This window comes from Prolixibacter denitrificans, from assembly GCF_003014495.1.
Lineage (GTDB): Bacteria > Bacteroidota > Bacteroidia > Bacteroidales > Prolixibacteraceae > Prolixibacter > Prolixibacter denitrificans.
Genome location: NZ_PYGC01000005.1, coordinates 241,695 through 264,520, shown reverse-complemented (window position 1 = coordinate 264,520; position 22,826 = coordinate 241,695). Strand labels below are relative to the sequence as shown.

General features: G+C 44.1%; 25 protein-coding genes. 12 read left to right on the top strand and 13 right to left on the bottom strand.

Going from position 1 to position 22,826, the window contains the following annotated elements:
• Positions 1-49 precede the first annotated feature (49 nt).
• Positions 50-511: a CYTH domain-containing protein gene (locus CLV93_RS11945; protein WP_106542427.1), complete on the bottom strand. Its 462-nt coding sequence runs from the start codon at positions 509-511 to the stop codon at positions 50-52.
• A 199-nt stretch (positions 512-710) separates the two neighbouring features.
• Between CLV93_RS11945 and CLV93_RS11940 the strand changes: the two genes are divergently transcribed.
• From CLV93_RS11940 to hutH, 4 genes are all read left to right on the top strand, one after another.
• Positions 711-1,064: a DUF4870 domain-containing protein gene (locus CLV93_RS11940; protein ID WP_106542426.1), complete on the top strand. Its 354-nt coding sequence runs from the start codon at positions 711-713 to the stop codon at positions 1,062-1,064.
• 16 nt (positions 1,065-1,080) lie between these two features.
• Positions 1,081-1,704 (top strand): copper homeostasis protein CutC, encoded by a 624-nt coding sequence (locus CLV93_RS11935; protein WP_106542425.1) that lies wholly within the window; start codon positions 1,081-1,083, stop codon positions 1,702-1,704.
• Positions 1,705-1,808: 104 nt separating this feature from the next.
• A complete protein-coding gene (gene hisS, locus CLV93_RS11930; protein WP_106542424.1) occupies positions 1,809-3,173 on the top strand; it encodes a histidine--tRNA ligase in 1,365 nt (454 codons plus the stop codon).
• Between the two features lie 195 nt (positions 3,174-3,368).
• The gene (hutH, locus tag CLV93_RS11925) at positions 3,369-4,865 is read left to right on the top strand and encodes a histidine ammonia-lyase (protein ID WP_106542487.1); all 1,497 of its coding nucleotides are present in this window, start codon (positions 3,369-3,371) and stop codon (positions 4,863-4,865) included.
• 40 nt (positions 4,866-4,905) lie between these two features.
• On the opposite strand, the gene CLV93_RS11920 is transcribed toward hutH, so the two are convergent.
• The 4 genes from CLV93_RS11920 to CLV93_RS11905 form a co-directional block, all read right to left on the bottom strand.
• On the bottom strand, positions 4,906-5,361 hold the full coding sequence (locus CLV93_RS11920) for a hypothetical protein (RefSeq protein WP_106542423.1): 456 nt from the start codon (positions 5,359-5,361) through the stop codon (positions 4,906-4,908).
• 12 nt (positions 5,362-5,373) lie between these two features.
• Positions 5,374-5,865 carry a hypothetical protein gene (locus CLV93_RS11915; protein ID WP_106542422.1) on the bottom strand — a complete coding sequence of 164 codons (492 nt, stop codon included), beginning with the start codon at positions 5,863-5,865 and terminating at the stop codon, positions 5,374-5,376.
• Positions 5,866-5,927: 62 nt separating this feature from the next.
• The gene (locus CLV93_RS11910; protein ID WP_106542421.1) at positions 5,928-6,473 is read right to left on the bottom strand and encodes an RNA polymerase sigma factor; all 546 of its coding nucleotides are present in this window, start codon (positions 6,471-6,473) and stop codon (positions 5,928-5,930) included.
• A gap of 72 nt (positions 6,474-6,545) precedes the next feature.
• Entirely contained in the window at positions 6,546-7,292 is a 747-nt protein-coding gene (locus tag CLV93_RS11905; protein ID WP_106542420.1) for an NUDIX hydrolase, read from the bottom strand.
• A gap of 158 nt (positions 7,293-7,450) precedes the next feature.
• Between CLV93_RS11905 and ychF the strand changes: the two genes are divergently transcribed.
• Together ychF and CLV93_RS11895 are read left to right on the top strand one after the other, a co-directional pair.
• Complete coding sequence (ychF, locus tag CLV93_RS11900; RefSeq protein WP_281351378.1) at positions 7,451-8,620, top strand: redox-regulated ATPase YchF; 1,170 nt, start codon at positions 7,451-7,453, stop codon at positions 8,618-8,620.
• A 226-nt stretch (positions 8,621-8,846) separates the two neighbouring features.
• Positions 8,847-9,173, top strand: a complete 327-nt coding sequence (locus CLV93_RS11895) for a hypothetical protein (RefSeq protein ID WP_106542419.1) — start codon at positions 8,847-8,849, stop codon at positions 9,171-9,173.
• A gap of 129 nt (positions 9,174-9,302) precedes the next feature.
• Here the strand turns inward: CLV93_RS11895 and CLV93_RS11890 are convergent, their stop codons facing one another.
• Positions 9,303-9,992, bottom strand: a complete 690-nt coding sequence (locus CLV93_RS11890) for an NUDIX hydrolase (protein ID WP_106542418.1) — start codon at positions 9,990-9,992, stop codon at positions 9,303-9,305.
• Between the two features lie 148 nt (positions 9,993-10,140).
• On the opposite strand from CLV93_RS11890, the gene CLV93_RS11885 reads away from it, so the two are divergent.
• From CLV93_RS11885 to trxB, 4 genes are all read left to right on the top strand, one after another.
• Complete coding sequence (locus CLV93_RS11885; protein WP_106542417.1) at positions 10,141-11,313, top strand: DUF362 domain-containing protein; 1,173 nt, start codon at positions 10,141-10,143, stop codon at positions 11,311-11,313.
• On the top strand, positions 11,313-12,110 hold the full coding sequence (locus CLV93_RS11880; protein ID WP_106542416.1) for a DUF6599 family protein: 798 nt from the start codon (positions 11,313-11,315) through the stop codon (positions 12,108-12,110). Before CLV93_RS11885 ends, CLV93_RS11880 begins: the two co-directional genes overlap by 1 nt.
• Before the next feature lie 286 nt (positions 12,111-12,396).
• Positions 12,397-12,747: a YbbN family protein gene (locus CLV93_RS11875; protein WP_106542415.1), complete on the top strand. Its 351-nt coding sequence runs from the start codon at positions 12,397-12,399 to the stop codon at positions 12,745-12,747.
• A 92-nt stretch (positions 12,748-12,839) separates the two neighbouring features.
• Positions 12,840-13,799 carry a thioredoxin-disulfide reductase gene (trxB, locus tag CLV93_RS11870; RefSeq protein WP_106542414.1) on the top strand — a complete coding sequence of 320 codons (960 nt, stop codon included), beginning with the start codon at positions 12,840-12,842 and terminating at the stop codon, positions 13,797-13,799.
• 75 nt (positions 13,800-13,874) lie between these two features.
• Here the strand turns inward: trxB and pgl are convergent, their stop codons facing one another.
• The 7 genes from pgl to mutY all read right to left on the bottom strand — a co-directional run bounded on the left by pgl (position 13,875) and on the right by mutY (position 20,541).
• Positions 13,875-14,600: a 6-phosphogluconolactonase gene (pgl, locus tag CLV93_RS11865; RefSeq protein ID WP_106542413.1), complete on the bottom strand. Its 726-nt coding sequence runs from the start codon at positions 14,598-14,600 to the stop codon at positions 13,875-13,877.
• 15 nt (positions 14,601-14,615) lie between these two features.
• Complete coding sequence (gene zwf / locus CLV93_RS11860) at positions 14,616-16,127, bottom strand: glucose-6-phosphate dehydrogenase (RefSeq protein ID WP_106542412.1); 1,512 nt, start codon at positions 16,125-16,127, stop codon at positions 14,616-14,618.
• A 202-nt stretch (positions 16,128-16,329) separates the two neighbouring features.
• Positions 16,330-16,971 (bottom strand): 4'-phosphopantetheinyl transferase family protein, encoded by a 642-nt coding sequence (locus CLV93_RS11855; protein WP_106542411.1) that lies wholly within the window; start codon positions 16,969-16,971, stop codon positions 16,330-16,332.
• Positions 16,971-17,573 (bottom strand): gliding motility lipoprotein GldD, encoded by a 603-nt coding sequence (gene gldD, locus CLV93_RS11850; RefSeq protein ID WP_246187215.1) that lies wholly within the window; start codon positions 17,571-17,573, stop codon positions 16,971-16,973. Before gldD ends, CLV93_RS11855 begins: the two co-directional genes overlap by 1 nt.
• A gap of 1 nt (position 17,574) precedes the next feature.
• Positions 17,575-18,921, bottom strand: coding sequence for a gliding motility-associated protein GldE (gldE, locus tag CLV93_RS11845; protein WP_106542410.1), 1,347 nt, complete (start codon positions 18,919-18,921; stop codon positions 17,575-17,577).
• An 18-nt stretch (positions 18,922-18,939) separates the two neighbouring features.
• Entirely contained in the window at positions 18,940-19,386 is a 447-nt protein-coding gene (locus tag CLV93_RS11840; protein ID WP_106542409.1) for a single-stranded DNA-binding protein, read from the bottom strand.
• 90 nt (positions 19,387-19,476) lie between these two features.
• Positions 19,477-20,541 carry an A/G-specific adenine glycosylase gene (gene mutY, locus CLV93_RS11835; protein WP_106542408.1) on the bottom strand — a complete coding sequence of 355 codons (1,065 nt, stop codon included), beginning with the start codon at positions 20,539-20,541 and terminating at the stop codon, positions 19,477-19,479.
• Between the two features lie 132 nt (positions 20,542-20,673).
• On the opposite strand from mutY, the gene CLV93_RS11830 reads away from it, so the two are divergent.
• Positions 20,674-20,958 carry an HU family DNA-binding protein gene (locus CLV93_RS11830; RefSeq protein ID WP_025864131.1) on the top strand — a complete coding sequence of 95 codons (285 nt, stop codon included), beginning with the start codon at positions 20,674-20,676 and terminating at the stop codon, positions 20,956-20,958.
• Between the two features lie 226 nt (positions 20,959-21,184).
• The gene (locus tag CLV93_RS11825) at positions 21,185-22,732 is read left to right on the top strand and encodes an Rne/Rng family ribonuclease (protein WP_106542407.1); all 1,548 of its coding nucleotides are present in this window, start codon (positions 21,185-21,187) and stop codon (positions 22,730-22,732) included.
• The last annotated feature ends 94 nt before the right edge of the window (positions 22,733-22,826 follow it).

Sequence of the window (22,826 nt, the reverse complement as noted above, 5' to 3'; positions counted from 1 at the left end):
GAATATGCTTCGAAAGTAATCAATGAAACTCAGGTAAACTCACATGCATTTACCATTCCGAAAATGGATTTTTGGCAAGATAGGAATTAAAATAATGCGGATCACCGGTTACTTCTTCTCCAATCCAGGGCGGGAGCATAAAATCTTCATCTTCCGATTCGAGCTCTATTTCAGCCATAATCAAACCCTCGTTGGCTCCAATAAACTCGTCCACTTCCCATATTTTTCCTTCAAAAGGGATTTTACTCCTGAATTTCTCCACCGGCTGGGTAACACTCAGGTTCATCAGTTCACGGGCATCGCTAACCGGAATTTCATATTCAAACTCAGGCCGTGTAAAGCTCTCTACTTTTCCTTTAATGGTCAGATAGCCACGGTTACCGGCAATCCGAATCCGGATAGTTCTTTCCGGATCGATGGTTAAGTATCCCTGAATATAATGGACGGGAGGTGCCATAATGCGCCAGTCTTCGTTTGTAACGAGAAATTTCCGCTCAGTTTCTTGTGCCATGTATTTATTTGATTTTGCCCAAAGGTAGAAATTATTTCAGGGGCAAACTCATTTTCAAACCGGCACCGGGGCCGAATTACAGGAACTTAATTCTTTCTTCATCTTCACGAAAGGTGATTAACCTGTATTTAACCATAATGAGGTTAAAATGCATTGGGTGTGCCGTTTTTTTCCCTTATTTTTATAAAAACATTTTGCCATGGAACTCATTGTAACCGATCATGACGAGAAAACCTGGGGCATGATGTGCCACTTTGCCTCATTTTTAGGTTTTGTTGTACCACTGGGTAATATTCTTGGACCGTTGCTGGTTTACCTGATGAAAAAGGACATTTACCGTTTTGTGGAAGAACAAGGAAAAGAGTCGATTAATTTTCAAATTTCGATGACGATTTACCTGCTGATTTGTATTCCTCTAATCTTTGCCATTGTGGGTATTATTATTCTGCCGGCACTGCTGATCTTTTGGATAACGGTGGTGATTGTAGCCGCGGTGAGAAATTCTGAAGGTAGAAGTTACCGGTATCCGATGACCATTCGGTTTATTCAGTAATCAATTCATTAGAAGTATGATTAAAGAAGTGTGCGTGGAGAGTCTGGCTGAAGCGTTAAATGCGGTTCATGCCGGAGCAACTCGTATTGAACTGTGCGAAAATCTGACAGTAGGAGGAACAACGCCGTCGTATGGCACGATAAAGAAATGCAAAGAGGTGTTGCCGGTTCCTTTTATGGTAATGATTCGTCCACGTGGAGGCGATTTTGTTTACACGGATGATGAGTTTGATTTGATGAAGGAGGATATTGAAGTTTGTAAAGGACTGAAAGCAACGGGAGTTGTTTTTGGCTTGCTCACCACCTCCGGGCAGATTGATATTCCGCGAACGCGAGAATTGATTGAATTAGCTCGTCCCATGCAGGTGACGTTTCACAAAGCGATTGATGTGGTAGAAGATATTCCCGGGGCAACCCGGCAATTGAAAGAGTTGGGTGTGAACCGGATACTTTCCTCCGGGGGAAAGCCGACAGCACTTGAAGGAGCCGTGATGCTAAAGCAGATGCTGGAAATTGGCGGCGATAATATGCACATTATTGTGGCAGGAAAAGTAACCAACGAAAATTTAGAGCAGGTAAAAAGCCTGGTGCCATCCGGTGAATTTCATGGTAGGAAATTGGTTGGAGATATTGCCTTATAAATAAGTGGTAAACTACCGTGAATCTTAGTGGTTTCAATATTTTCTTTAATTTTGCAGTTTCTCAGTGTAACGATAAGCATAGTAAAGAAAATCATAAACAACTCATGGCACAGAAACCATCTATCCCCAAAGGAACGCGCGATTTTTCACCGGAAGAAATGGTGAAAAGAAATTACATTTTCGATACCATCAAACAGGTATTTCGTTTGTATGGTTTCCAGTCCATCGAAACTCCGGCCATGGAGAACCTTTCTACTTTGATGGGCAAGTACGGGGAAGAAGGGGACAAACTTCTTTTTAAAATATTGAATTCCGGCGATTTCCTGTCGAAAGTTGACGATAGTGAACTGGCTGGAAAAGATTCCATAAAGGTTACCAATCAGATTTCGGAAAAGGGGTTGCGGTATGATTTAACGGTTCCGTTTGCCCGTTACGTGGTGCAGCACCGCAATGAGATTACCTTCCCGTTTAAACGTTTCCAGATTCAGCCGGTTTGGCGTGCCGATCGTCCTCAGAAAGGTCGCTATCGCGAGTTTTTCCAGTGCGACGTGGATGTGATTGGCTCTGATTCGTTGCTGAACGAAGTAGAGTTGATTCAGATTGTCGATGAGGTTTTCCACAGGTTGAATATCAATGTGGTGTTGAAACTGAATAACCGGAAAATCCTTTCGGGAATAGCGGAAACCATTGGCGAGAAAGATCGGATTGTCGACATTACCGTAGCAATTGATAAGCTCGATAAAATTGGCCTGGAGAAGGTGAATGCCGAGTTGGAAGAAAAAGGAGTTTCGGGCGAAGCTATTGCCAAACTGCAACCCATTTTGAAATTGAGTGGGACCAACGAAGAGAAACTGGAGCAGATTGAACAGGTAATTAGTGGTTCAGAAACAGGATTGAAGGGAATTGAGGAGGTTCGCACAATTTTCAATTATCTGAAACAACTGAGTCTGGACACGGAAGTAGAGCTCGATTTAACGCTGGCTCGCGGACTGAATTATTATACCGGAGCGATTTTCGAGGTAAAAGCTAAAGACATGGAAATTGGTTCCATCACCGGCGGTGGCCGTTATGACGACCTAACCGGTATATTCGGTTTACCCGATGTGTCCGGTGTGGGAATTTCATTTGGTGCCGATCGTATTTATGATGTGATGACCCAGCTCGATCTTTTCCCGAAAGACCGTGTAACCAGCACCAAACTCATGTTTGTCAATTTCGGTCCGGAAGAAGAGAAATATTGTTTGCCGATGTTGGCCAAACTGCGTGCTGCTGGTGTAAATGCGGAGATTTATCCGGAAGCTGCCAAGATGAAGAAGCAGATGAATTACGCCAACAAGAAAGGAATTGCCTTTGTAGCGATGGCTGGTGAAAATGAGATTGCAGACGGCCTTTTCACTCTGAAAAACATGGAAACAGGTAATCAGCAACAATTTGATTCTCGTCAGTTGCTCGAAACCCTGACAAAATAGGTTTTTTATTTTCGATGAGGTTCTTATTTTTCAGGCGTCATGAAAAGAAGCCGGGAAAATAAATCCTATCGAAAGGTTAAAACGGTGGGAGGCGATATTCGCTTCCCGTGAATCCGGATGAAACGTTAGCAAAATGGCGTATTCCACTTCCTGGGATGCGACGAATTTATGTTGAACAATTTATCCGGAATTTTTATGTCTGAAAATATTCATTACATCTCTCCGGCAAAACTGACGTTTGAAGATGTTGAGGAGTTGCTGGAAAATCATAAAACACTCGCTCTTTCCGAGGAATCGAAAAAGCTGATCATCGATTGCAAAGCTTGGCTGGATAAAAAGCTGGCCGGCAGTGAGGAACCGATCTACGGAATCAATACGGGCTTTGGCGCCCTGTGCGATCGCGAAATCTCAAAAGATGATCTGAGTAAACTTCAGGAGAACCTGGTTTTATCGCATGCCTGTAACGTAGGACCCGAAATCCCGCACGAAGTGGTGAAGCTGATGCTCTTCCTCAAAGCGCATGCTCTGTCTTACGGAAAATCGGGAGTACAGCTGAAAACAGTTCAGCGCATTATCGAAATGTTTAACCACGATGTGATTCCCGTGGTTTGCGAGCAAGGTTCACTCGGAGCGTCAGGTGATTTGGCACCACTTGCCATGTTGTTTCTTCCATTGCTGGGGAAAGGCGAGGTGTATTATCGCGGCGAACGGATGGAAGCCTCGTATGTGCTGGAAACATTGGGGTGGGAGCCTATCCGCCTTGAGGCAAAGGAAGGTCTTGCTCTTTTGAACGGAACACAGTTTATGCTGGCGCACGGCATTTATACTTTGCTCAAGGCTTTCCGCATTGCCAAATACGCAGATGTTATCGGAGCGTTGTCGCTTGATGCATTTAATGGCCTAATCGGACCTTTTGAAGAGCGCATTCAACGAATCCGGCCACATCATGGTCAAATTGAAACAGCACGTAATTTTCGTTCCATCCTTTCGGGAAGTGAGCTAATAAACCGACCGAAAAAGCACGTTCAGGATCCTTATTCTTTCCGCTGCATTCCACAGGTTCACGGCGCAGTGAAAGATGCTATCGATTATGTGGCAAATGTAATCGAAGTGGAGATGAATTCGGTGACCGATAACCCAACCATTTTCCCGGATGACGATATGATTGTTTCTGGCGGTAATTTCCATGGAGAACCGTTGGCGCTTTCGCTTGACTTCTTGTCGATAGCATTGTCGGAGCTTGGTAGTATTTCAGAAAGAAGAACCTACCGCTTGATTTCCGGCGAACGTGATTTGCCTGAATTTCTGGTGGCGAATCCAGGATTGAACTCCGGTTTTATGATTCCGCAGTACGCGGCGGCTTCTATTGTAAGCCAGAGCAAACAGTTGTGCACACCAGCATCTGTTGATTCCATTCCTTCTTCCAACGAGCAGGAAGACCATGTGAGTATGGGAGGAAACGCGGCAACCAAGGTATTGAAGGTGGCAGATAATACATTGAAGATTCTTTCAATTGAGCTTTACAATGCTTCGCAGGCGCTGGAGTTCCGTCGGCCGATGAAGACCTCGCCTTATCTGGAAGATTTTCTGAAGCAGTACCGCACCCGCGTTGACTTTGTGGAAGAAGATACGCTGATGTATGAAGGTATCAATCAAACCATCGACTTTTTGGATAAAGGCAGATTCGCCTGATAAAATAAAAAAGCCGGAGTTTATCGCTCCGGCTTTTCTTTTAGTCCTTATCGTGTTTTCGTCGATATTCTCGCATCAGGTAACTCATAAATTTCCGCTCGGCGAAATAAAGTGTTACGACCTTCTTGGCAGGAAGTACTTTGAGCAGTTTGTCGTTATACTCCTTCATCATCTGTCCTTCACGAAGATGGATATCGGCGTATTTTTCGGCCATTTGACGAAATTGGGCTTCGGTCATATTCACTGAATCGGTGTGGAACTTGTTTTCCAAATTCCTCTTTTCGTCCCAAATCTTTGCCCGTTCATCTTCCAGCATGTTGTAAACCGGCCAGAAATTTTGTGCCTCTTCGGGGGTCAATGACAGTTGTTCTGTGAGGAAGGCGATTTTCTGGTTTTTAATGGCATCCCATCCGGGAAAATCTTTTTTGGAGTGATGTTGAGCAAAAAGCGAAGGTCCGGTCAGGAACAATATGGCGATTAGTATCAGCTTTTTCATTATTCCGGTATTTTATTGATTGTAGTTTCGAATGATTTCCCAATCAGAGTAATTCATAACAATGTAATCTTCAATTTGCTGCGAAGTCAACGAGTCCGCAGCCATCGAATTGTCCACTTCATTCAGTGTGCTCAGGATCTGAAGATCGTCAGAGCTGGAAAACACCTGGTAATTCATCAATGTTTCAAAATAGTTATCATCATTTGCAGCTGTCTGAACGGTATTGCCCGGATGTTTGGCGAGGTAATTATTCCAGATTTGCGGAAGAAAATTTTCCAGCGGAACATACAGCAGGAAGAAAACCAGTGCGAAACTAGCGGCCAGCCCCACAACCGGCTTGAAAATGTTTAACCACCGCTGTCGCGTAACAGGTCTTTCTTCGGCCTGAATGCGACTGTTCCACCGTTCGGAGAAGGTATCGAAATAAGCCTCCGGCACACCAAACGGATTCTCCCTTTTTATCTGGGAGAGAGGTGACTCGTTATGTTCTTTTTTCTCCTTCATCGGATTTTTCAGCTTTCAGAATTTTAGACACGATTCGCTGTTAAAGGTTTAATTCATTCAAATTAATTGTGTTCAATGTATGCTTCAATCTTTTTTACCGCATGGTGGTAAGAAGCTTTCAGCGCTCCCACCGATGTTTCCAGAATTTCAGCCATCTCATGATATTTCATCTCGTCGAAATATTTCATGTTAAAAACCAGCCGCTGTTTATCGGGCAGCGTCAGGATGGCTTTCTGCAATTTCATCTGTGCCTCGTCCCCCTCAAAATATTCGTCGGCCTCCAGCGTCGACAACAAGAATTCACTTCCTTCATCCAGTAAATGATGGGATTTTCGTTTTCGCTCGTTAATAAAACTCAACGCTTCGTTGGTGGCAATACGGTACAGCCAGGTAAAAAGACTGGAATCGGCCCGAAAATTCTCAACACTCTTCCAGACTTTCAAAAAAACATTCTGCAGGACGTCATCTGTATCATCATGATTTACAACGATCTTCCGGACGTGCCAATACAAACGCTCCTGGTATGATTTTACCAGGATGTGAAAGGCCATAGCTCGTCTGGTTTCGTCCTTTAGTTCGCTTATTAAATCACTTTCGTCGATGTCCATGCAGATGCGGAATTCCCTTCTTATTCAAATCAAAAATAAGACTGAGAATAAAGATAAAGGTTTAAACGCCGGTTATACCCTGAATGAGAAACTTTGTTCTGCCAGCATTTCGTATACCTTTTTATCGAACCTGAAAAGCCTGGCCGCGCGGTGCGCTACACCGGTTTGCATCTTCCCGGTATCGACTACCAGGTGCATTTTCTGTATTTTCTTGCGGAAATTCCTGGTATCGAGTTCGATTCCCAGAACGGTTTCGTACAGTTGTTGTAGTTGTGTGAGGGTGAACATCTCGGGAAGAAGATGGAACCCAACCGGCCTGATTTGTACCTCTTCGCGCAGGCGCTTGAGCGCTTTTTCAATCATAGCATTATGGTCGAAAATCAGTTCCGGAACTTCATCAATGTCATACCATTCCAACGATTTTAATAAACTGGAACCGCGAATGCTGTAATGTTCGGGATTAATCAGGGCATAATAAACAACCGAAACAACCCGAAGGAAGGAGACACGCTCGGTTTCGCCAAAGGCGCCCAACTGCTTTAAATAAATATCTTTTATCCCTGTCGCTGTTTCCAGAATATCCCGGGCAAAATCGTTGATGGAACGATCAACCGGAACGTGGCCGCCGGGCAAACCGATGGGTTTTTCGTAAGGAAACTTTCCGTCAGGCTCAGTTTCTGCATAGGGTGCAAATGTATCGGGACTTTTATTCGGTGAATCAAGTTGTTCCTTGTCGTATTCCAGCAACAGCACTTTCAGTTTCTTCTCGTGGAAGCCAAAGATCACGCAGTCAATCGAGAGCGAAGGGATGATGTTCATATTCTCACTTTTCTACAAAAGTAGAAATCCTGATTAAAATCCCACGAATTTCCTTTTAAATGATGTTGTTAAATAGGTTTATGGCTGTTATTCAGGAAAGCAGAACGAAAACTGGCCTGATGATTATCCCGATGAAATAGTCGCTGAACCAGTGAAGAATGATCAGTTTCTTCTCGCAGAAAATAGTAACTTTGCCCACCGAAAATTTTAAACGTAAGGAGAATAAGATGGCATTGCAATGTGGAATCGTTGGCCTGCCCAACGTTGGAAAATCAACCTTGTTTAACTGTTTGTCGAATGCCCGGGCGCAGTCGGCCAATTTTCCGTTCTGTACCATTGAACCGAACGTGGGAGTGATTACTGTTCCCGATAAGCGGTTGATTGAGCTGGAGAAGATTGACAAACCGAAACGGGTTGTTCCTACTACCGTTGAAATTGTTGACATCGCTGGTTTGGTGAAAGGAGCGAGCAAGGGTGAAGGATTGGGTAACCAGTTTCTGGCCAACATTCGCGAGGTGGATGCCATTATTCACGTTTTGCGCTGTTTCGAAAACGAAAATATTACGCACGTCGATGGAACAATTGATCCGGTTCGCGATAAGGAGGTAATTGACACCGAGCTTCAGCTGAAGGATTTGGAAACCGTTGAAAATCGGATTGCCCGCTTGCAGAAACAGGCGCGCGTTGGTATGGACAAAGCAGCGATGAAGGCTTTGGCTGTCGCCGAAAAGTTGAAAGCAGCCCTGGAATCAGGAACGTCGGTGCGCGCGGTCGACCTGACCGAAGATGAGAAAGAGCTGATTCACGATTTCTTCCTTCTTACGGATAAACCGGTGTTGTATGTTTGCAATGTCGATGAAGCATCAGCAGCTTCAGGCAACGCTTTCACCGAGAAGGTAAAAGAAAATATTGCTGGTGAAAATGCTGAAATGCTGATTATTGCTGCGGCTACGGAAGCGGATATTGCGGAGCTGGAAACCTACGAAGAGAAACAACTTTTCCTGGAAGATTTGGGACTGGATGAACCGGGCGTGAACAAACTGATTCATTCGGCATACCAGTTGTTGAATCTGGAAACCTACTTCACGACCGGTGCGGACGAATCGAGAGCCTGGACGTTTAAAAAAGGAACCAAAGCTCCGGGTGCAGCCGGCATTATTCACACCGATTTCGAAAAAGGATTTATCCGCGCAGAAGTAATCAAATACGACGACTACGTGACTCTAGGTTCGGAAGCAGCTTGCCGTGACGCCGGAAAGATTTCCGTCGAAGGAAAGGAGTACGTTGTGCAGGACGGAGATATCATGCATTTCCGCTTTAATGTTTAATATTCAAGTCAATCATTAGATAAAAGAGCCGGGTACATTTGTTTCCGGCTTTCTTATTTGGTTGCATTCTATATAAGCCGGATGATTCAGTTTTACTGACCTTCTTTCTTTACAACGAGAAAGATATGTTTAATAACCTACTGTTCAGGAGCATTTTTGCTTCAATTATTCCCACTAATGTATTAAATTACTGATATGTGGAATTAATCTATCAGGAGGTGCCAACATGAGTACAGTAACATTCAATTTCAGTGTAACGCTGGATGAAAATGAATTCATCAAAGTTGAAGATCATCTTTTTACTACGCGTGAATCGCTCAAGCGGGAAGAGCCCAAGGTTGATCTGATTAATCCTCGTTGCCTGGCTATATTGAAGGAATTCGAAGGCCGGCTGACCATGGGGGTCGTTCAGGAGTGGCTTTTGCTCTCCAGGGCGCTGGATCAAACTTGCAGTTATCACAGTAAATGGGATGATCACAAATTGCTCGAAGAGTTGATTTCCGGTAGAGAACATCCGGTTTCCTGGTATATAGAGAATTGCCAGGAAGTCTAACTTTACCGCAACCGCAATGAGGGAAAGATTTCTGAGGTAGGATTTAGTGTGTTAAATTAATCCCGTATCCTGGATGAAAATGAGCAGGGCACGTTGAAAGATGCGTGCCCCGCTTAGTTTTTATGGTAGTTATACCGCAAAGCTGAATCCTTCGCCAATTAACCGATCATATTTTTCTTTGTCGAACTGATATAAGAAGGCACCTTTACGAGAACCGCTTTTGTCTTTTTCCTCCAGTTTCTGAAGGAGGTCCATCGACAATATTTTCTTTCGGAAGTTCCGCTTGTCAAGCTCAATGCCCAAAATGGCTTCGTATAACTTTTGTAGTTGCGGAATGGTAAATTTGTCAGGCAGAAGCTCGAAACCAATAGGCTGCGTTTTGCATCTCCGGCGTAATCGCGCCAGCGCGTGATTAACCATTTCTCGGTGATCGAAAACCAGCTCTGGAATTTCGTCTATTTTAAACCACTGCGCATTGTGTTTTTCTAGCTGTTTCGAATCCTGGTGGTCGGTTTTCATCAACGCGTAGTATGCCATCGAAATCACCCGTCCATCCGAATCGCGGTCGGGTTTGCTGTAAAGACGAAGCTGTTCGAGATACAAATCGCTCAGCCCGGTCAGTTGATGCAAAACCCGGTCGGCAGCCTGTTCCATATCTTCATCTTCTTTCAGGAAACCGCCCATCAGCGACCATTGTCCTTTGCAGGGCTTAAAGCCTCGTTTAATGAGTAGTAGCTTCAATCCTTCTTCGTCGAATCCGAAGATAATGACGTCGAGGGCTAATAAGAAAGGTGTTTGTTGGGAATAATATTCCACCATCGTTAAATGAATTTCACGTGTCAGACGGACACTTTTGTTGATACCACAAGTTTATCCTTATTTTCTGAAATATGAAAAGATAAATCTCTGGTTTCTGAATGTAACATTTTGGTATCCATTCATACTAACATGAAAAACCAATTGACTTATGAAACAGAAATCGTCCTTTTCACGTCGAAGCTTCTTCAGGCTGCTGTCAGCCGGAGGTGCCGGCTCGGTCTTGATGGCCGGGATGCCGAAAAGTGTAATGGCTTCCGCCGAAAACGAAAAGCCGGAAACCAACATCAACAAGGCGCTGGAATATTCACGCAATAAAAATTCCATGCCGGGGAAATATCCGGCCCGGGTAGTAAAAGTGGTTCATCCGAATAGTGTGGTCGATAATCAGCCAGTTGAATCGGAAGCGTATCGGATGATTGCAGACGGACTCCTCAAACTGACAGGAGAAAAGAAACTGCACAAAGCCTGGCGGAAATTTGTGAAACCGGGAGAGAAGATTGGTTTGAAAGTGAATCCCGTTGCCGGGAAATTACTGACGACTAGTCATGCGGTTGTTCAGGCAGTGGTGAAGCAGTTGGAAGAATCAGGCATCTCGCGGTCGGACATTGTCATTTGGGACCGAAGAGAAATGCAGTTGCACGAGACGGGTTTTACGGAAGAGAATTATCCGGGGATTAATATTCGTGGGACGGAACAGCAAGATAAAGACGGGGGATTTTTCGACAAGGACGGTATCCTTTACGGAGAAAAGAATATCGACAAAGACTGGTACTACTGGGCTGATGTCAATGGCGAGTACGACGAGTACACCTTGCCTTACATGGTAAATGGAGGAAAGGAATCGTACTTCACAAAAATTATTACCCAGGAGGTGGATAAAATCATCAACATCCCAATTTTGAAAAATGCCGGAACGACGGTCACCTGTTGCATGAAAAATCTGGCCTACGGAAGTATCAGCAATACCGGAAGATTGCACAAGCAGCTTTGGTCGGAGACAATAGCTCAGGTTTGTGCCTTTCCGCCTTTGCGCGATAAAGTGGTGCTGAATATTGTGGACGGTTTGAAAGGTTGCTTCGACGGTGGCCCCGCTGCCAACCCGCAGTTTCTGACCAACTACAAAACGATTCTGCTTGGTAGCGACCCCGTGGCCGTTGATCGCATTGCCTACGACGTGGTTTTGAAGAAAAGAATGGAAGAAGGCGTTCAGAAAAAAGAATCACCTAACGGGACAAAGTTCATGGAACTGGCTTCCGGTTATGGTTTGGGCGAAGCGAATCCATGGAAAATAACGTTGGAAAACATCGAAATAAAAGCATAATGTTCAAGAGTATCTATTACCTGGTTTTCTTTCTGTTTGTGATGATATCGCAGGCGATTGCTGCCGATAAGGTGGCACTGAATAATGATGAGTTTCCCGGTTTAAAAGCAACCGAAACGAAAACATACGACGGTGGTTCCCTTTGGGGATACATGGATGGCGGTGCCGATCTGTATCTCGAATATGGCTTTCAGAAACTCACTTCGCAAGCGGTGACATGTAACGATATCACTTTTCAGGTTGACATTTTTGAGATGAATAATCCACTGTCGGCTTTTGGCATCTATTCAGTCAACCGCTTTCGCTGTAGAGTGGGGAGTGACACGTTGGTTTCGAACGATTGCCTGAATGCTTATCAGTACCAAATCGTCGCGGGAAAGTATTACATCAACATTGTGAATCAGGTGGGAAGTTCCAAAGCCACAGAAACGTCATTGCAGATAGGACAGGTGTTTGAGCAAAAGCTGAAAGAACAACCGGAAGTTACTTTTCCAAATGAGATAAAGAAAAATCTGTCAGCTGATAACCGGATGAAACTAAAATTGATGATGGGGCGTCTTGGCGTACAAAACGGCTATTCATCCTGGGCTGACTTTTTATCGGGTTGGGAACATTACCAACTCTGGATGTTGCCCGTTCAAGGCAAAAACTTGTTGGTTTTAACGTGGAACTCCGGCGTTATGCCGCCCAAATTTAAAGCGTTGATTGAAGCAAGAAGCGAATCTAACTTGCCGAAAAGCATTGCATCCAAGGATTATAAGCTGGAGGGGGACCAGTTGATTGTTTGGGAAAATTAAGATTTTCGTTATTATATAATTGGTTTTTGATTTGAAAGGCCATCCTCTTATGGGTGGCTTTTTTATTTTTCAATAGAAAAGTTTGCTATTGGCAATAAAAGTGACGATTTGACAGTCTTTTGTTGTGTCAGGACAATGTGGCGATCGGGAATTGACTTTGTTAATTTGCTTGAAGTGAGCTTCTTGTATGTCGTGTTCGTCTGTGAGGTAATGATTTGGTATGCCATTTGATATCTAGGTATCAATATATTTAAAAATATTGTTTACTCATTAATTAGTTGAAATCATGTTACAAACCAACTTGAAGCACATTATGACCGCCGATGAGCATCAGAAGTTCATCGAGGAGAATGATAATGTAATGATTTGCTGTGGTCGTATGGGCCCCATGTGTGTTCCGGTATACGGAATTATGGAAGAGCTGGAAGATGACTATACTCACGTAACTTTTGCTGATATGGAATTTGATAATCCTGAATCAGCTGTCATTCGTAATGCTCCCGAATGCCGCGGTTTTATGGGACTTCCGTTCACTGTATATTACAAAAACGGTAAACTCGTAAAAGCTACCAGCAGCATTCAGTCCATGGATCAGGTTACTGCTATTCTTAACGAACAGTTTGGCGAGCCGAAATAAAATTGACAAAGCTGGCCTGCTGTCAGAGTAGATTTGCAGCAGGTTCAGCTTTCTTCCGGTTCAACCGGGAAACACTTTAAGATTGGAATCAGATGAAAGACGATACCATTTATGATGTCATTATTCTGGGGGCAGGAGCTGCCGGTTTAGCTGCCGGAATTTATACATCGCGGGCTAAACTCAGTACACTCATTCTCAATGAGGGTACGCCAGGCGGGCAGTTGGTGCTGACGCACGAAATTGCCAATTATCCCGGAGTTGAATCCACCAGCGGATATCAACTGGGAAATATAATGAAGAAGCAGGCCAAGTCGTTTGGCTGCAAAATAAAATCGAACCTGCACATAACCGCAGTCGATCTGAAGAGCGAAACCAAAACCGTTGAAGTCAACGGAAAAGATACATACGCTGCCCATACAGTTATTCTGGCACCGGGCGGTCGTCCACGCATGCTGAATGTTCCGGGTGAGGAAGAATTCAAGGGGAGAGGTATTTCCTACTGTGCCACCTGCGATGGCGATTTCTTTCAGGACAAGGAAATTATAGTAGTTGGTGGTGGTAATTCAGCACTGGAAGAAGCTGTTTCACTGACGAAATATGCATCGAAAGTGACCATCGTTCACCAGTTCGATCATTTCCAGGGATTTGAACACGCCATCCGCGATGCCCGCGAAAATGAAAAAATTGAGTTCGAGATGGAATCCATGATTCAGGAGTTCATTGGAAACGAAAACCTGGAAGCTGCCAGGGTGAAGAATATGCGGACCGGTGAGGAGAAGATTATCAATGTCGAGGGAACGTTTATTTTCATCGGTTACGTTCCGAATACAGCCTTCTTTAAAGATGTCGTTGAACTGAATGAATACGGCGAACTATTGACAGACGACCGTATGAAAACCAATATTCCCGGAGTGTATGGTGCCGGTGATAGTGTTAAAAAGCCTTACCGCCAAGTGACAACAGCTGTCGCCGACGGAACGATAGCAGCTCTCTCAGCTGCAGAATACGTCAACGAAATAAAGCGAAAGCAGAAAGATTTATCGGAAGCATAATAAGCTCGAAAAAAAAATAAACCCGTATACTTTTATTGGACAAGATTGTCCCAATAGTATACGGGTAATTTTTTATTATTTCTCCAGTTTTCCGGCTGCCGCCTGATCGACGAACCAATATAGTTCCCCTGCCGGATGAATGTGGTATGCAGGCAGCAGGCGCCCCTTGTCCGAATCGGAAAATATCTCCTGCAAACGGTCTGCCTTATTCTCTCCTGTCACCAGGAAGGCGGTTTTCTCAGCACTGTTCAGCACTTTTCCTGTTAAGGTGATTCTTTTTTGTCCCGAAGAAGGATGTGTCGCCACTTCGCAAACATCGAGCGAATGAAGCAATTCCATTTGATTCGGGAAGATGGAAGCCGTGTGTCCGTCGTCACCCATTCCTAAGATAATCAAATTGAAAGCCGGCCAGGTTTCCTTTTCAGGAACCAGCGATTCAATTTCGTCGCCGTAGCGGACTGACTCGGTTGGTGGATCTTCTTCTCCCCGTATCCGGTGAATATTTCCTTCCGGAATATTGATTTGAGAAAGCAGTAATTCGTTGGTCATTTTGTAGTTGCTTTCGTCGTCGTCAGCCGGAACCATCCGCTCATCACCCCACCAAAAATGCACTTTACTCCATTCAATGACATTTTTATAGTTGTTAGCTAAATGCTTGAATAACAGTTTGGGTGTGCTTCCGCCCGAAAGGGCAACGTGAAAAAACGGACTTCTACTTTCTTTAATCCACTGAGCCAGGTTCTTTGCAAAAGCTTCAGTTACGCTGGCTGCATCGTTGTATATTTTCAATTCAGGTTCCATTGGTCTTGTCTGATTTTACAATTCGCAATAAGTCCCGTCGTCGGAAAGATTTTTACATGGATACCGCCAGGTGTCTTCGCCTTCAATCAGGTCGTCGGCCTCCTGTGGGCCCCATGAACCGGCCGGATATCCATAAATCGGAAGTGACGGATTTTCTTCCCACGCATTGAGAATGGGCTGTACAAATCTCCATGCTGCTTCTACTGCGTCGCCGCGCAGATATAGCGTTTGGTCACCCATCATGCAATCGAGTAAAAGACGCTCGTAAGCGGTTGGCAATTCTACATCCGATAAATCGCTGTAGTGGAAATCCATATTCACCGGTTGAACCCGGAAGCCAGCTCCCGGTTCCTTCAATCCAAACTTGAGCAGAATTCCTTCGTCCGGCTGAATTCGAATGATCAACTGGTTGGTTACGTGCGCTGTGACTCCATCTTCCTGAAAAAGGTGATGAGGTGTGGGACGGAATTTTATGACGACCTCGGTTACACGCGTTGGTAATTTTTTCCCGGTACGGAGATAAAAAGGAACACCGGCCCAGCGCCAGTTGTCAATGTAAAATTTCATTGCCAGGAAAGTTTCCGTCCGCGATTCGGGATCGACTCCTTTTTCGCCCCGGTAGCCTTTGACCTGTTCATTTTTGATACGCGACTCCATGTACTGGCCGCGAATCACATTTGAGCGAATTTCTTCAGGCTCGAGTGGTCGGAGTGACTGGAAAACTTTCAGCGTTTCGTTACGAATGGCATCTGCTTCAGCCACCACGGGAGGTTCCATTCCGACCATTCCGACCAATTGCAGGAGGTGATTCTGAACCATGTCGCGCATGGCACCGGATTGGTCGTAGTAACCGCCCCGTCCTTCCACACCCAGACTTTCGGCGGAGGAGATTTCCACGCGCTCTATGAAGTTCCGATTCCAAATCGGCTCGAAAATTCCGTTGGAGAAGCGGGCCACTAACATGTTCTGGACGGTTTCTTTACCCAAATAGTGGTCAATACGGTAAATCTGCTTTTCATCGAAGTAGTTGAGCAGTTCCTTGTTCAGCTTTTGTGCTGTTTCCAGGTTATTCCCGAAAGGTTTTTCCACAATCAACCGGGTATAACCATCTTCCTGTTGATTTAAACCAACCGATGCCAGATTGGCCGGGATTACTCCATACAATTTAGGTGGAGTGGAGAGGTAGAAAATGTAATTGCCGGGAATATCCAGCTTTTCTTTCAGCTCTTCCAACCGGTCTTTCAGTTTACCGTACTCATCGGCATCAGCGGTTCCCAGTGGTTGATAATAGAGTTTTTCGAGGAACTCATCGCATTTGCACTGGTCATCGTCCTTCGGCAGGAAATCGGTAACGCTTTCGCGGAATTCCTCATCAGTCATTTCAGTACGACTGGCGCCCAGAATGGCAAACTTTTCCGGCAATCTTTTACCGTTATGCAACTTGCATATAGCCGGGATCAGTTTTCTTTTGGTTAAATCGCCTGATGCGCCAAATATGACAAGAATATGTGACTCGGGTGTATTCATTGTTTATATCTTTTTTACAGATGCTAAATTTACTCACCTATATAAAACAGATCCCCCTCTATTTGTTTAGTTGGGAAGGATAAGCTTCTGTTAAAAGTCGTAAATCACAGTTCTTGCTCAGGACGTTGGGACAGCGCAAATTTGCTGAAAGCATTTTGCTTCAGCGAATTCATTTTGGGTGTTTCATTCGTCTATTCCCGGACTATTCGTAGAGTCCCCAAACCATCAGGTTATCTTCAACGAAGCGATAGTTCAGGTCGATGTGATCGGTGCCGAACAAGCCTTTGAACAGTCCGGTAAACGAACCGTTTGAGCCGGTCATTTCAAAAGCGGGAATCTGGATTTGTGTTGAGAATTCAACGCCTTGGTGAGGAATCATCTTGAATATGGCCTCCTTCGCACACCAGTGCATAAATAACTTGATGTTTGAATAGCCGTCATTGGTCAGACAGTTTTGTAACTCTTCAGCTGAAAGAAAGCGAGGGGCTACTCTGTCAATGGAGCGCGAAACATTCTCGATGTCGAGACCAGGTTGCATCTCTTCGTGCAACAGGACCGCAGCGTATTCTGACGAATGGGAAATGCTGATGTGGTATGGTGTGTCTTCCAATACCGGTTTTCCGTCGGTCAGATGACGGATTTCAAATGGCTCGTCGAGCATTTGCTGAAGAAGAGCCCGCGTTGCAAGCCATTCACGCTGTCTGCGCAGGTTGGTAAAGGATTTGAATTCCTGTTCCTCGGCAGGAGTTAACGTGACAATTTGCCTTAATTCCTCCGGCGTTTCGGTTATTTCCCAGAGGCCGAGTAAAGCATCATCGATATTTTCGTTCGTAAAGAGAGGCATTATTTAACGTCTTTCCATTTGGTTGATTCGACCAGTTGAACAACATCCTGTTCCAGGAAGTTGATGACAGGCTGTAAGCTGTCCACATTAGGAATTTCGCGGATATACAGTGCTCCGCGAATGAAGTGACGTGTACTGTCAGTTAGGTAGAATTGCATCGGCGAGGCTACGTTTCCCTTGATGTTGTATAGCGTTCCGTAGACTTTATTCGCCCGGTTGATGTAAATTTTTTCGTCGATAGCACTGGCTTTCTGTGCGTGTTTGTAAGCCAGCATTCTTGATTCCTCGGTGTATTTTGCCAGATTACCGTGTACGGCTTTATAGCTGATGTGAATAGAAGCTTTATTGGACGGAACATCGATGTTAATCCAATATGGCTTTGCCTGGTAATCAGAGTCTCTTGAAATACTGGAATAATCCGGAATTTTAAAAGTGTAGGGCAAGTTCTCATTCATCTGATGATAAGCCTTTTTCGGAAACGCAATACGAAAATAACCTAATGGTTTTGGTGTGTATTCGTGTTTACACGAAATCATGCTCATCGTCATAATCACCAAAATAATGATGATTGGTAAGTGCATCCTGTGAATTCGTCTTCCCATATCAGATATTTTCTCCTTTCTCATTTTCACGTGTGATGAATACCCGTATGCTCTTAATACGGCGCGCATCTGATTCTTCAATCTGAAACAGAAAATCGTCGCACTCAATTTTTTCGTTTTTAGCAGGTATTTCTCCCTGAAGCTCGAGGATCAATCCGGCAAGCGTATCTGCGTCACCTTTTTTTTCGTCGAAAATCGTTTCCGGAACATCGAATACTTTGTAGAAATCATTGAGCATCGTTTTTCCATCGAAAAGATACTCATTCTCACCAATGCGCGTATAGTATTCTTCGTCTTCGTCAAACTCGTCGGCAATATCACCAACAATTTCTTCCAGTACATCTTCAAGCGTCACCAGTCCCGACGTGCCTCCATATTCATCGACGACAATGGCCATGTGAACTTTGTTCTTCTGAAATTCTTCCAATAGCTCATCAATTTTTTTCGACTCCGGGACATAAAATGGCGGGCGCAAAAGCGACTGCCAGCGGAACGTATTGCCCTTGTTGAGGTGAGCCAGTAAATCTTTGATGTATAAGATTCCCCGGATATTGTCGAATGTTTCGGAATAGACCGGAATCCGGCTGTAGCCCGAATCGTTTATGACTTTCAGTACCTCGGTGTAGTCGTCGCGAATGTTGAGCGTGATTAAATCGACGCGTGAGCGCATGATGTCCGTCACGCTCTTGTTCCCAAACTTGACGATCCCTTCCAGAATTTCCTTGTCTTCGGTAAACTCCATTTCGTCTGTCAGCTCAAGAGCTTTCGAAATTTCATCGATAGAAAGGTATTTCCGGTGTTTGGTTGCCCGTTTGTTAACAAAGGCTGTGGTGGTAATCAGGATATGATTTAGTGGCCGGGTCACCTTTTCCAGTCCGTTTAGCATGGGAGCCATCCGTACTGCAAACGAACGCGGATATTGTGTTGCATATACCTTGGGAATAATCTCACCAAAGAGAAGCAATAAAAAGGTGATGACAACGGCCTGAAAAATAAATCCCAGCGTGGGAGCTGCGGAAAAATCTATCAGCAAATTAGTGATGTGTGCCGATAAAATAACGATTCCGATGTTGACAAAATTATTCCCTACCAGGATAGTGGCCAGCAATTGCTCAGGAATAGTGAGCAAGCGGAGAACAAGAGCGTTGGAACGGCTCTTCTTCTCTTCAAGCTCATGTTTATCTTTGGGACCCAGAGAGAAAAAAGCCACTTCGGATCCTGAAATCAATGCAGAAATAATTAGTAATAAAAGCAACACCAGGAGCCCAATCAGTGTCTCGATCGTAAATGGATAAAAGTGAATACCTTCCCAGTGGGCTCCCGACGGAGGAACTACGTCTGTTTCCAAACTATAAATATTTTAGTATCAAAATGGTAAATCGTCTTCTTCAGTTTCTCCCGGAGAATTGTCGAAGGAGCCGTTGTTTCCGTTTGGCTCACTCACGGTAGCCGAAGAGCGATCAGGTGCTGAGTCGTTCTGGAAATCATCTTTCCGGCCCAGCATTTGCAAAGTATCGGCATAAATCTCCGTCATGTACTTTTTCGTTCCGTCCTGCTCATATGAGCGAGTCCGAATCTTTCCTTCAATGTACAGCTGTTTTCCTTTCTGTACATACTTTTCGCATACCTCGGCAAGTCCTCGCCATGCTACAACGTTATGCCACTCTGTGTTTGTTATTCTCTCACCATTTTTGTTGGTGTAGGTTTCAGAGGTGGCTAATGGAAAATTGGCAACGGCTACGTTGTTGTCCAGGTGCCTGATTTCGGGATCTTTCCCGACGTTTCCGACTAAGATAACTTTGTTGATAGACATATTTAAAGCAATTTTAATGAATAAAATTAAATTTACGAAAACCGATGTTCTTTTCAAAAATCGATTCTCTGCCTCTGAAACATATAAACTTTAATGTGATTGAGTTACATGGATTCTATCAGCCAGGTAATTTTCAATTAGTTTTGGTACGGCAAAATTAAAAATATCTTTCAAAAAAACGGGGTTTGCGGGATAATCAACTTTGCCTTTTATTAGTTGTATGTCATAAAAGAACGCGTGTATTTTTCGATGACTGAGGAGGTGAATAATTTCGTCAGAAATGGAGCGAACCTCGATTTGTGCGTCACTGAAGATCGTCTTCCATTCGTCAGATTGCAGAATTTGTTCCGGCAGCAGCACATCATACGACTCAATTAGTGGAAGCTGGTACATATTCTTCCAAATATCCTGTCCGTTTCGTTTTTCGAGCCAGGCCGATTTTTCATTCCTAATAAACAAATAATGCATGTACCGGTCCCTGATTTTGGTCTTTTTTTCTTTCACCGGATGAGCTTCCACACTGTTATTAATATATGCCTGGCACATTTCGGCTAGTGGACAGCTGGCACAATCTGGTTTTTGCGGAGTACATCGCATGGCTCCAAAATCCATGATGGCCTGGTTGAATGTAGCCGGCTCCTTTTTCGGAACCAGTTCGTTCGCCAACTCAGTGAAAAGCTTTTTCCCTTTGGTTGAATTGATGGGAGTGTCGATGGCGTAAACCCGCGACAAAACGCGCAGTACGTTACCATCCACTGCGGCATGTGGCAAGTTAAAAGCAATGGAAGCAATGGCTCCTGCGGTGTATTCTCCAACTCCTTTTAATTGTAATAGCTCTTTGTAGGTGTTTGGAAAGCGACCATTGAACTGTTCCATTACCTGTCGGGCAGCTGCAAGCATGTTGCGTGCACGGGAGTAGTATCCCAGTCCCTGCCAAAGTTTTAAAACATCATGTTCGTCAGCGAAAGCTAATTTAGAAACGTCAGGATATTGTTCAATAAAGCGATGAAAATACGCTGTCCCCTGGTTGATTCTTGTCTGTTGAAGAATAATTTCAGAGACCCAAATCGTATATGGATCACGGGTTTCGCGCCATGGGAGCTCACGCCCATTGCTTTTGTACCAGTCAATCAGATATTTGGCAAATTTGCTCATATATTGTTAAATAAACTAAATTTTAATTCAATGGAACAAAAATAATTGATTTGTATTTCTTTAATCATCCGAAAAAGTCTATCTTTGTTCACCAAAATTTTAAGAAAGAAGTGTATAATTAAATTTATAGCAATGACAAAGGCAGATATCGTAAACGAGATTTCGAAGAACACTGGTATCGAAAAAGTTACTGTACAGAAAACTGTTGAAGCATTCATGGAAACCGTTTCTGGTTCGTTGGTTGATGGAAAAAATGTTTATCTGCGTGGCTTCGGTAGCTTTATCGTTAAAAAGCGCGCTGAGAAAACTGCCCGCAACATCTCAAAAAATACAACTATTATTATTCCTGAACACTTCATTCCGGCTTTCAAACCTGCTAAGTCGTTCGTGAATAAGGTAAAGAATAACGTAAAATAATTTTTAAAGCCTAAAATTATGCCTAGCGGTAAAAAAAGGAAAAGACATAAGATGGCGACCCACAAGCGGAAAAAACGCTTGCGGAAAAATCGTCATAAGAAGAAGAAGTAAATAAGCTTTCGATAATGGCTTAACTATCGGTAAACCTAAAGTGCAAAAGCGCTTTAGGTTTATTGTGTTTAAGCTAAATTTGAAATTATTATTGTTTGTAAAATGAGTTAAGGCCGTGAGTAATGAACTAATTATTGATGTATCACCCTCACACGTAGAAATTGCCTTACTCGAAAACAAAAGACTGGTTGAACTCAACAGCGAGGACAGCAACGCCAAGTTTGCGGTAGGAGACATCTACCTCGGGAAAGTCAAAAAGATTATGCCCGGCTTGAATGCTGCCTTTGTTGATGTAGGCTACGAAAAAGATGCGTTCCTTCATTATTTGGATCTGGGACCTCAATTCCAGACACTGAACAAGTTCCTGAAGCTTGCCGGTTCGAAAAAAAGCAAGTTCGTGCCCGTATCCAAAATCCATCCGGATCCGGACATTAACAAAGAGGGAAAAATTACCGAGGTGGTGAAACAAGGCCAGAGTATTCTGGTCCAGATTGCCAAAGAGCCCATCTCTACCAAAGGCCCCCGGTTAACCTCTGAAATTTCTGTCGCTGGCCGTAACATGGTGTTAATGCCATTCAGCGACAAAGTTTCTGTTTCGCAGAAAATTAGATCGACCGAAGAGAAAAATCGGCTGAAAAAATTAATTCAAAGCATTCGCCCCAAACGGTATGGGGTAATTATTCGAACAGCTGCTGAAGGAAAACGTGTTGCAGAATTGGACCAGGAACTGAAGCGATTGGTGGCAAAATTTGAAAATGCCATGGCTAAGCTGAGCCGGCATAATGCGCCGTCGTTGGTTCTGGGCGAACTCGACCGTACCATTGCGATGATTCGCGATGTGTATACGCCAGACTTTGGTAGTATCATGGTTAATGACCAGGAAGCTGCCATTGAAATTAAAGATTACCTGGGCACAATTGCCCCGGAAAAGAAAAAGATTGTAAAATATTACAGCGGTCGGGCTCCCATTTTCGAACACTTTGGAATTGATAAGCAGATCAAAGCATCTTTTGGTAAAACCGTTTCGTTTAAGAGCGGTGCCTACCTGATTATTGAGCATACCGAAGCATTCCATGTTATTGATGTCAATAGCGGGAATCGCTCGAAAAGCGGAAATCAGGAGACAAATGCCCTGGAGGTTAACCTGGCTGCAGCCGATGAGATTGCACGACAACTCAGGCTGCGCGATATGGGTGGCATTATTGTGATCGATTTTATCGATATGCACAGTAATGAAAACCGTCAAAAAGTTTTCGATAAGATGAAGGAGGCGATGGGTGCTGACCGAACGAAGCACAATATCCTTCCTTTGAGCAAGTTCTGTCTGATGCAGATCACCAGACAGAGGGTGCGGCCCGAAATGAATATTGACACTGCTGAGGTGTGTCCGGTGTGTAAAGGAACCGGTAAAGTCACACCGACCGTTCTGTTTACAGACGAGATTGAGCAGCGGGTTAAGTTCATTTTCGGTGAGCTGGCAAAGAAAAGATTGACAATTCAATTGCATCCGTTTGTGGCTGCCTTTTTAACGAAGGGATTCCCTTCCCGAAGGCTCCGGTGGATGTTTGAATTCCGAAAGCGGGTAGTAATCGACGAGGTTGCCTCGCTTAATTTCCTCGAGTCAAAGTATCTCGATGAGAATCAAGAGGAAATTATCTTCTAATAAAAAAATTGAAAACGGCTCGATCATTAGTCACATGATTGAGCCGTTTTTTTTTTATAATTTTGAACTTATTGAAAAATTTAAATACATAAAT

Excerpts from the sequence above, each read along its gene's own strand:
- CLV93_RS11945 (WP_106542427.1), bottom strand. The coding sequence starts at position 511 with ATGGCACAAGAAACTGAGCGGAAATTTCTCGTTACAAACGAAGACTGG.
- CLV93_RS11940 (WP_106542426.1), top strand. The coding sequence starts at position 711 with ATGGAACTCATTGTAACCGATCATGACGAGAAAACCTGGGGCATGATG.
- CLV93_RS11935 (WP_106542425.1), top strand. The coding sequence starts at position 1,081 with ATGATTAAAGAAGTGTGCGTGGAGAGTCTGGCTGAAGCGTTAAATGCG.
- hisS (WP_106542424.1), top strand. The coding sequence starts at position 1,809 with ATGGCACAGAAACCATCTATCCCCAAAGGAACGCGCGATTTTTCACCG.
- hutH (WP_106542487.1), top strand. The coding sequence starts at position 3,369 with ATGTCTGAAAATATTCATTACATCTCTCCGGCAAAACTGACGTTTGAA.
- CLV93_RS11920 (WP_106542423.1), bottom strand. The coding sequence starts at position 5,361 with ATGAAAAAGCTGATACTAATCGCCATATTGTTCCTGACCGGACCTTCG.
- CLV93_RS11915 (WP_106542422.1), bottom strand. The coding sequence starts at position 5,865 with ATGAAGGAGAAAAAAGAACATAACGAGTCACCTCTCTCCCAGATAAAA.
- CLV93_RS11910 (WP_106542421.1), bottom strand. The coding sequence starts at position 6,473 with ATGGACATCGACGAAAGTGATTTAATAAGCGAACTAAAGGACGAAACC.
- CLV93_RS11905 (WP_106542420.1), bottom strand. The coding sequence starts at position 7,292 with ATGAACATCATCCCTTCGCTCTCGATTGACTGCGTGATCTTTGGCTTC.
- ychF (WP_281351378.1), top strand. The coding sequence starts at position 7,451 with ATGATCAGTTTCTTCTCGCAGAAAATAGTAACTTTGCCCACCGAAAAT.
- CLV93_RS11895 (WP_106542419.1), top strand. The coding sequence starts at position 8,847 with ATGAGTACAGTAACATTCAATTTCAGTGTAACGCTGGATGAAAATGAA.
- CLV93_RS11890 (WP_106542418.1), bottom strand. The coding sequence starts at position 9,992 with ATGGTGGAATATTATTCCCAACAAACACCTTTCTTATTAGCCCTCGAC.
- CLV93_RS11885 (WP_106542417.1), top strand. The coding sequence starts at position 10,141 with ATGAAACAGAAATCGTCCTTTTCACGTCGAAGCTTCTTCAGGCTGCTG.
- CLV93_RS11880 (WP_106542416.1), top strand. The coding sequence starts at position 11,313 with ATGTTCAAGAGTATCTATTACCTGGTTTTCTTTCTGTTTGTGATGATA.
- CLV93_RS11875 (WP_106542415.1), top strand. The coding sequence starts at position 12,397 with ATGTTACAAACCAACTTGAAGCACATTATGACCGCCGATGAGCATCAG.
- trxB (WP_106542414.1), top strand. The coding sequence starts at position 12,840 with ATGAAAGACGATACCATTTATGATGTCATTATTCTGGGGGCAGGAGCT.
- pgl (WP_106542413.1), bottom strand. The coding sequence starts at position 14,600 with ATGGAACCTGAATTGAAAATATACAACGATGCAGCCAGCGTAACTGAA.
- zwf (WP_106542412.1), bottom strand. The coding sequence starts at position 16,127 with ATGAATACACCCGAGTCACATATTCTTGTCATATTTGGCGCATCAGGC.
- CLV93_RS11855 (WP_106542411.1), bottom strand. The coding sequence starts at position 16,971 with ATGCCTCTCTTTACGAACGAAAATATCGATGATGCTTTACTCGGCCTC.
- gldD (WP_246187215.1), bottom strand. The coding sequence starts at position 17,573 with ATGGGAAGACGAATTCACAGGATGCACTTACCAATCATCATTATTTTG.
- CLV93_RS11840 (WP_106542409.1), bottom strand. The coding sequence starts at position 19,386 with ATGTCTATCAACAAAGTTATCTTAGTCGGAAACGTCGGGAAAGATCCC.
- mutY (WP_106542408.1), bottom strand. The coding sequence starts at position 20,541 with ATGAGCAAATTTGCCAAATATCTGATTGACTGGTACAAAAGCAATGGG.
- CLV93_RS11830 (WP_025864131.1), top strand. The coding sequence starts at position 20,674 with ATGACAAAGGCAGATATCGTAAACGAGATTTCGAAGAACACTGGTATC.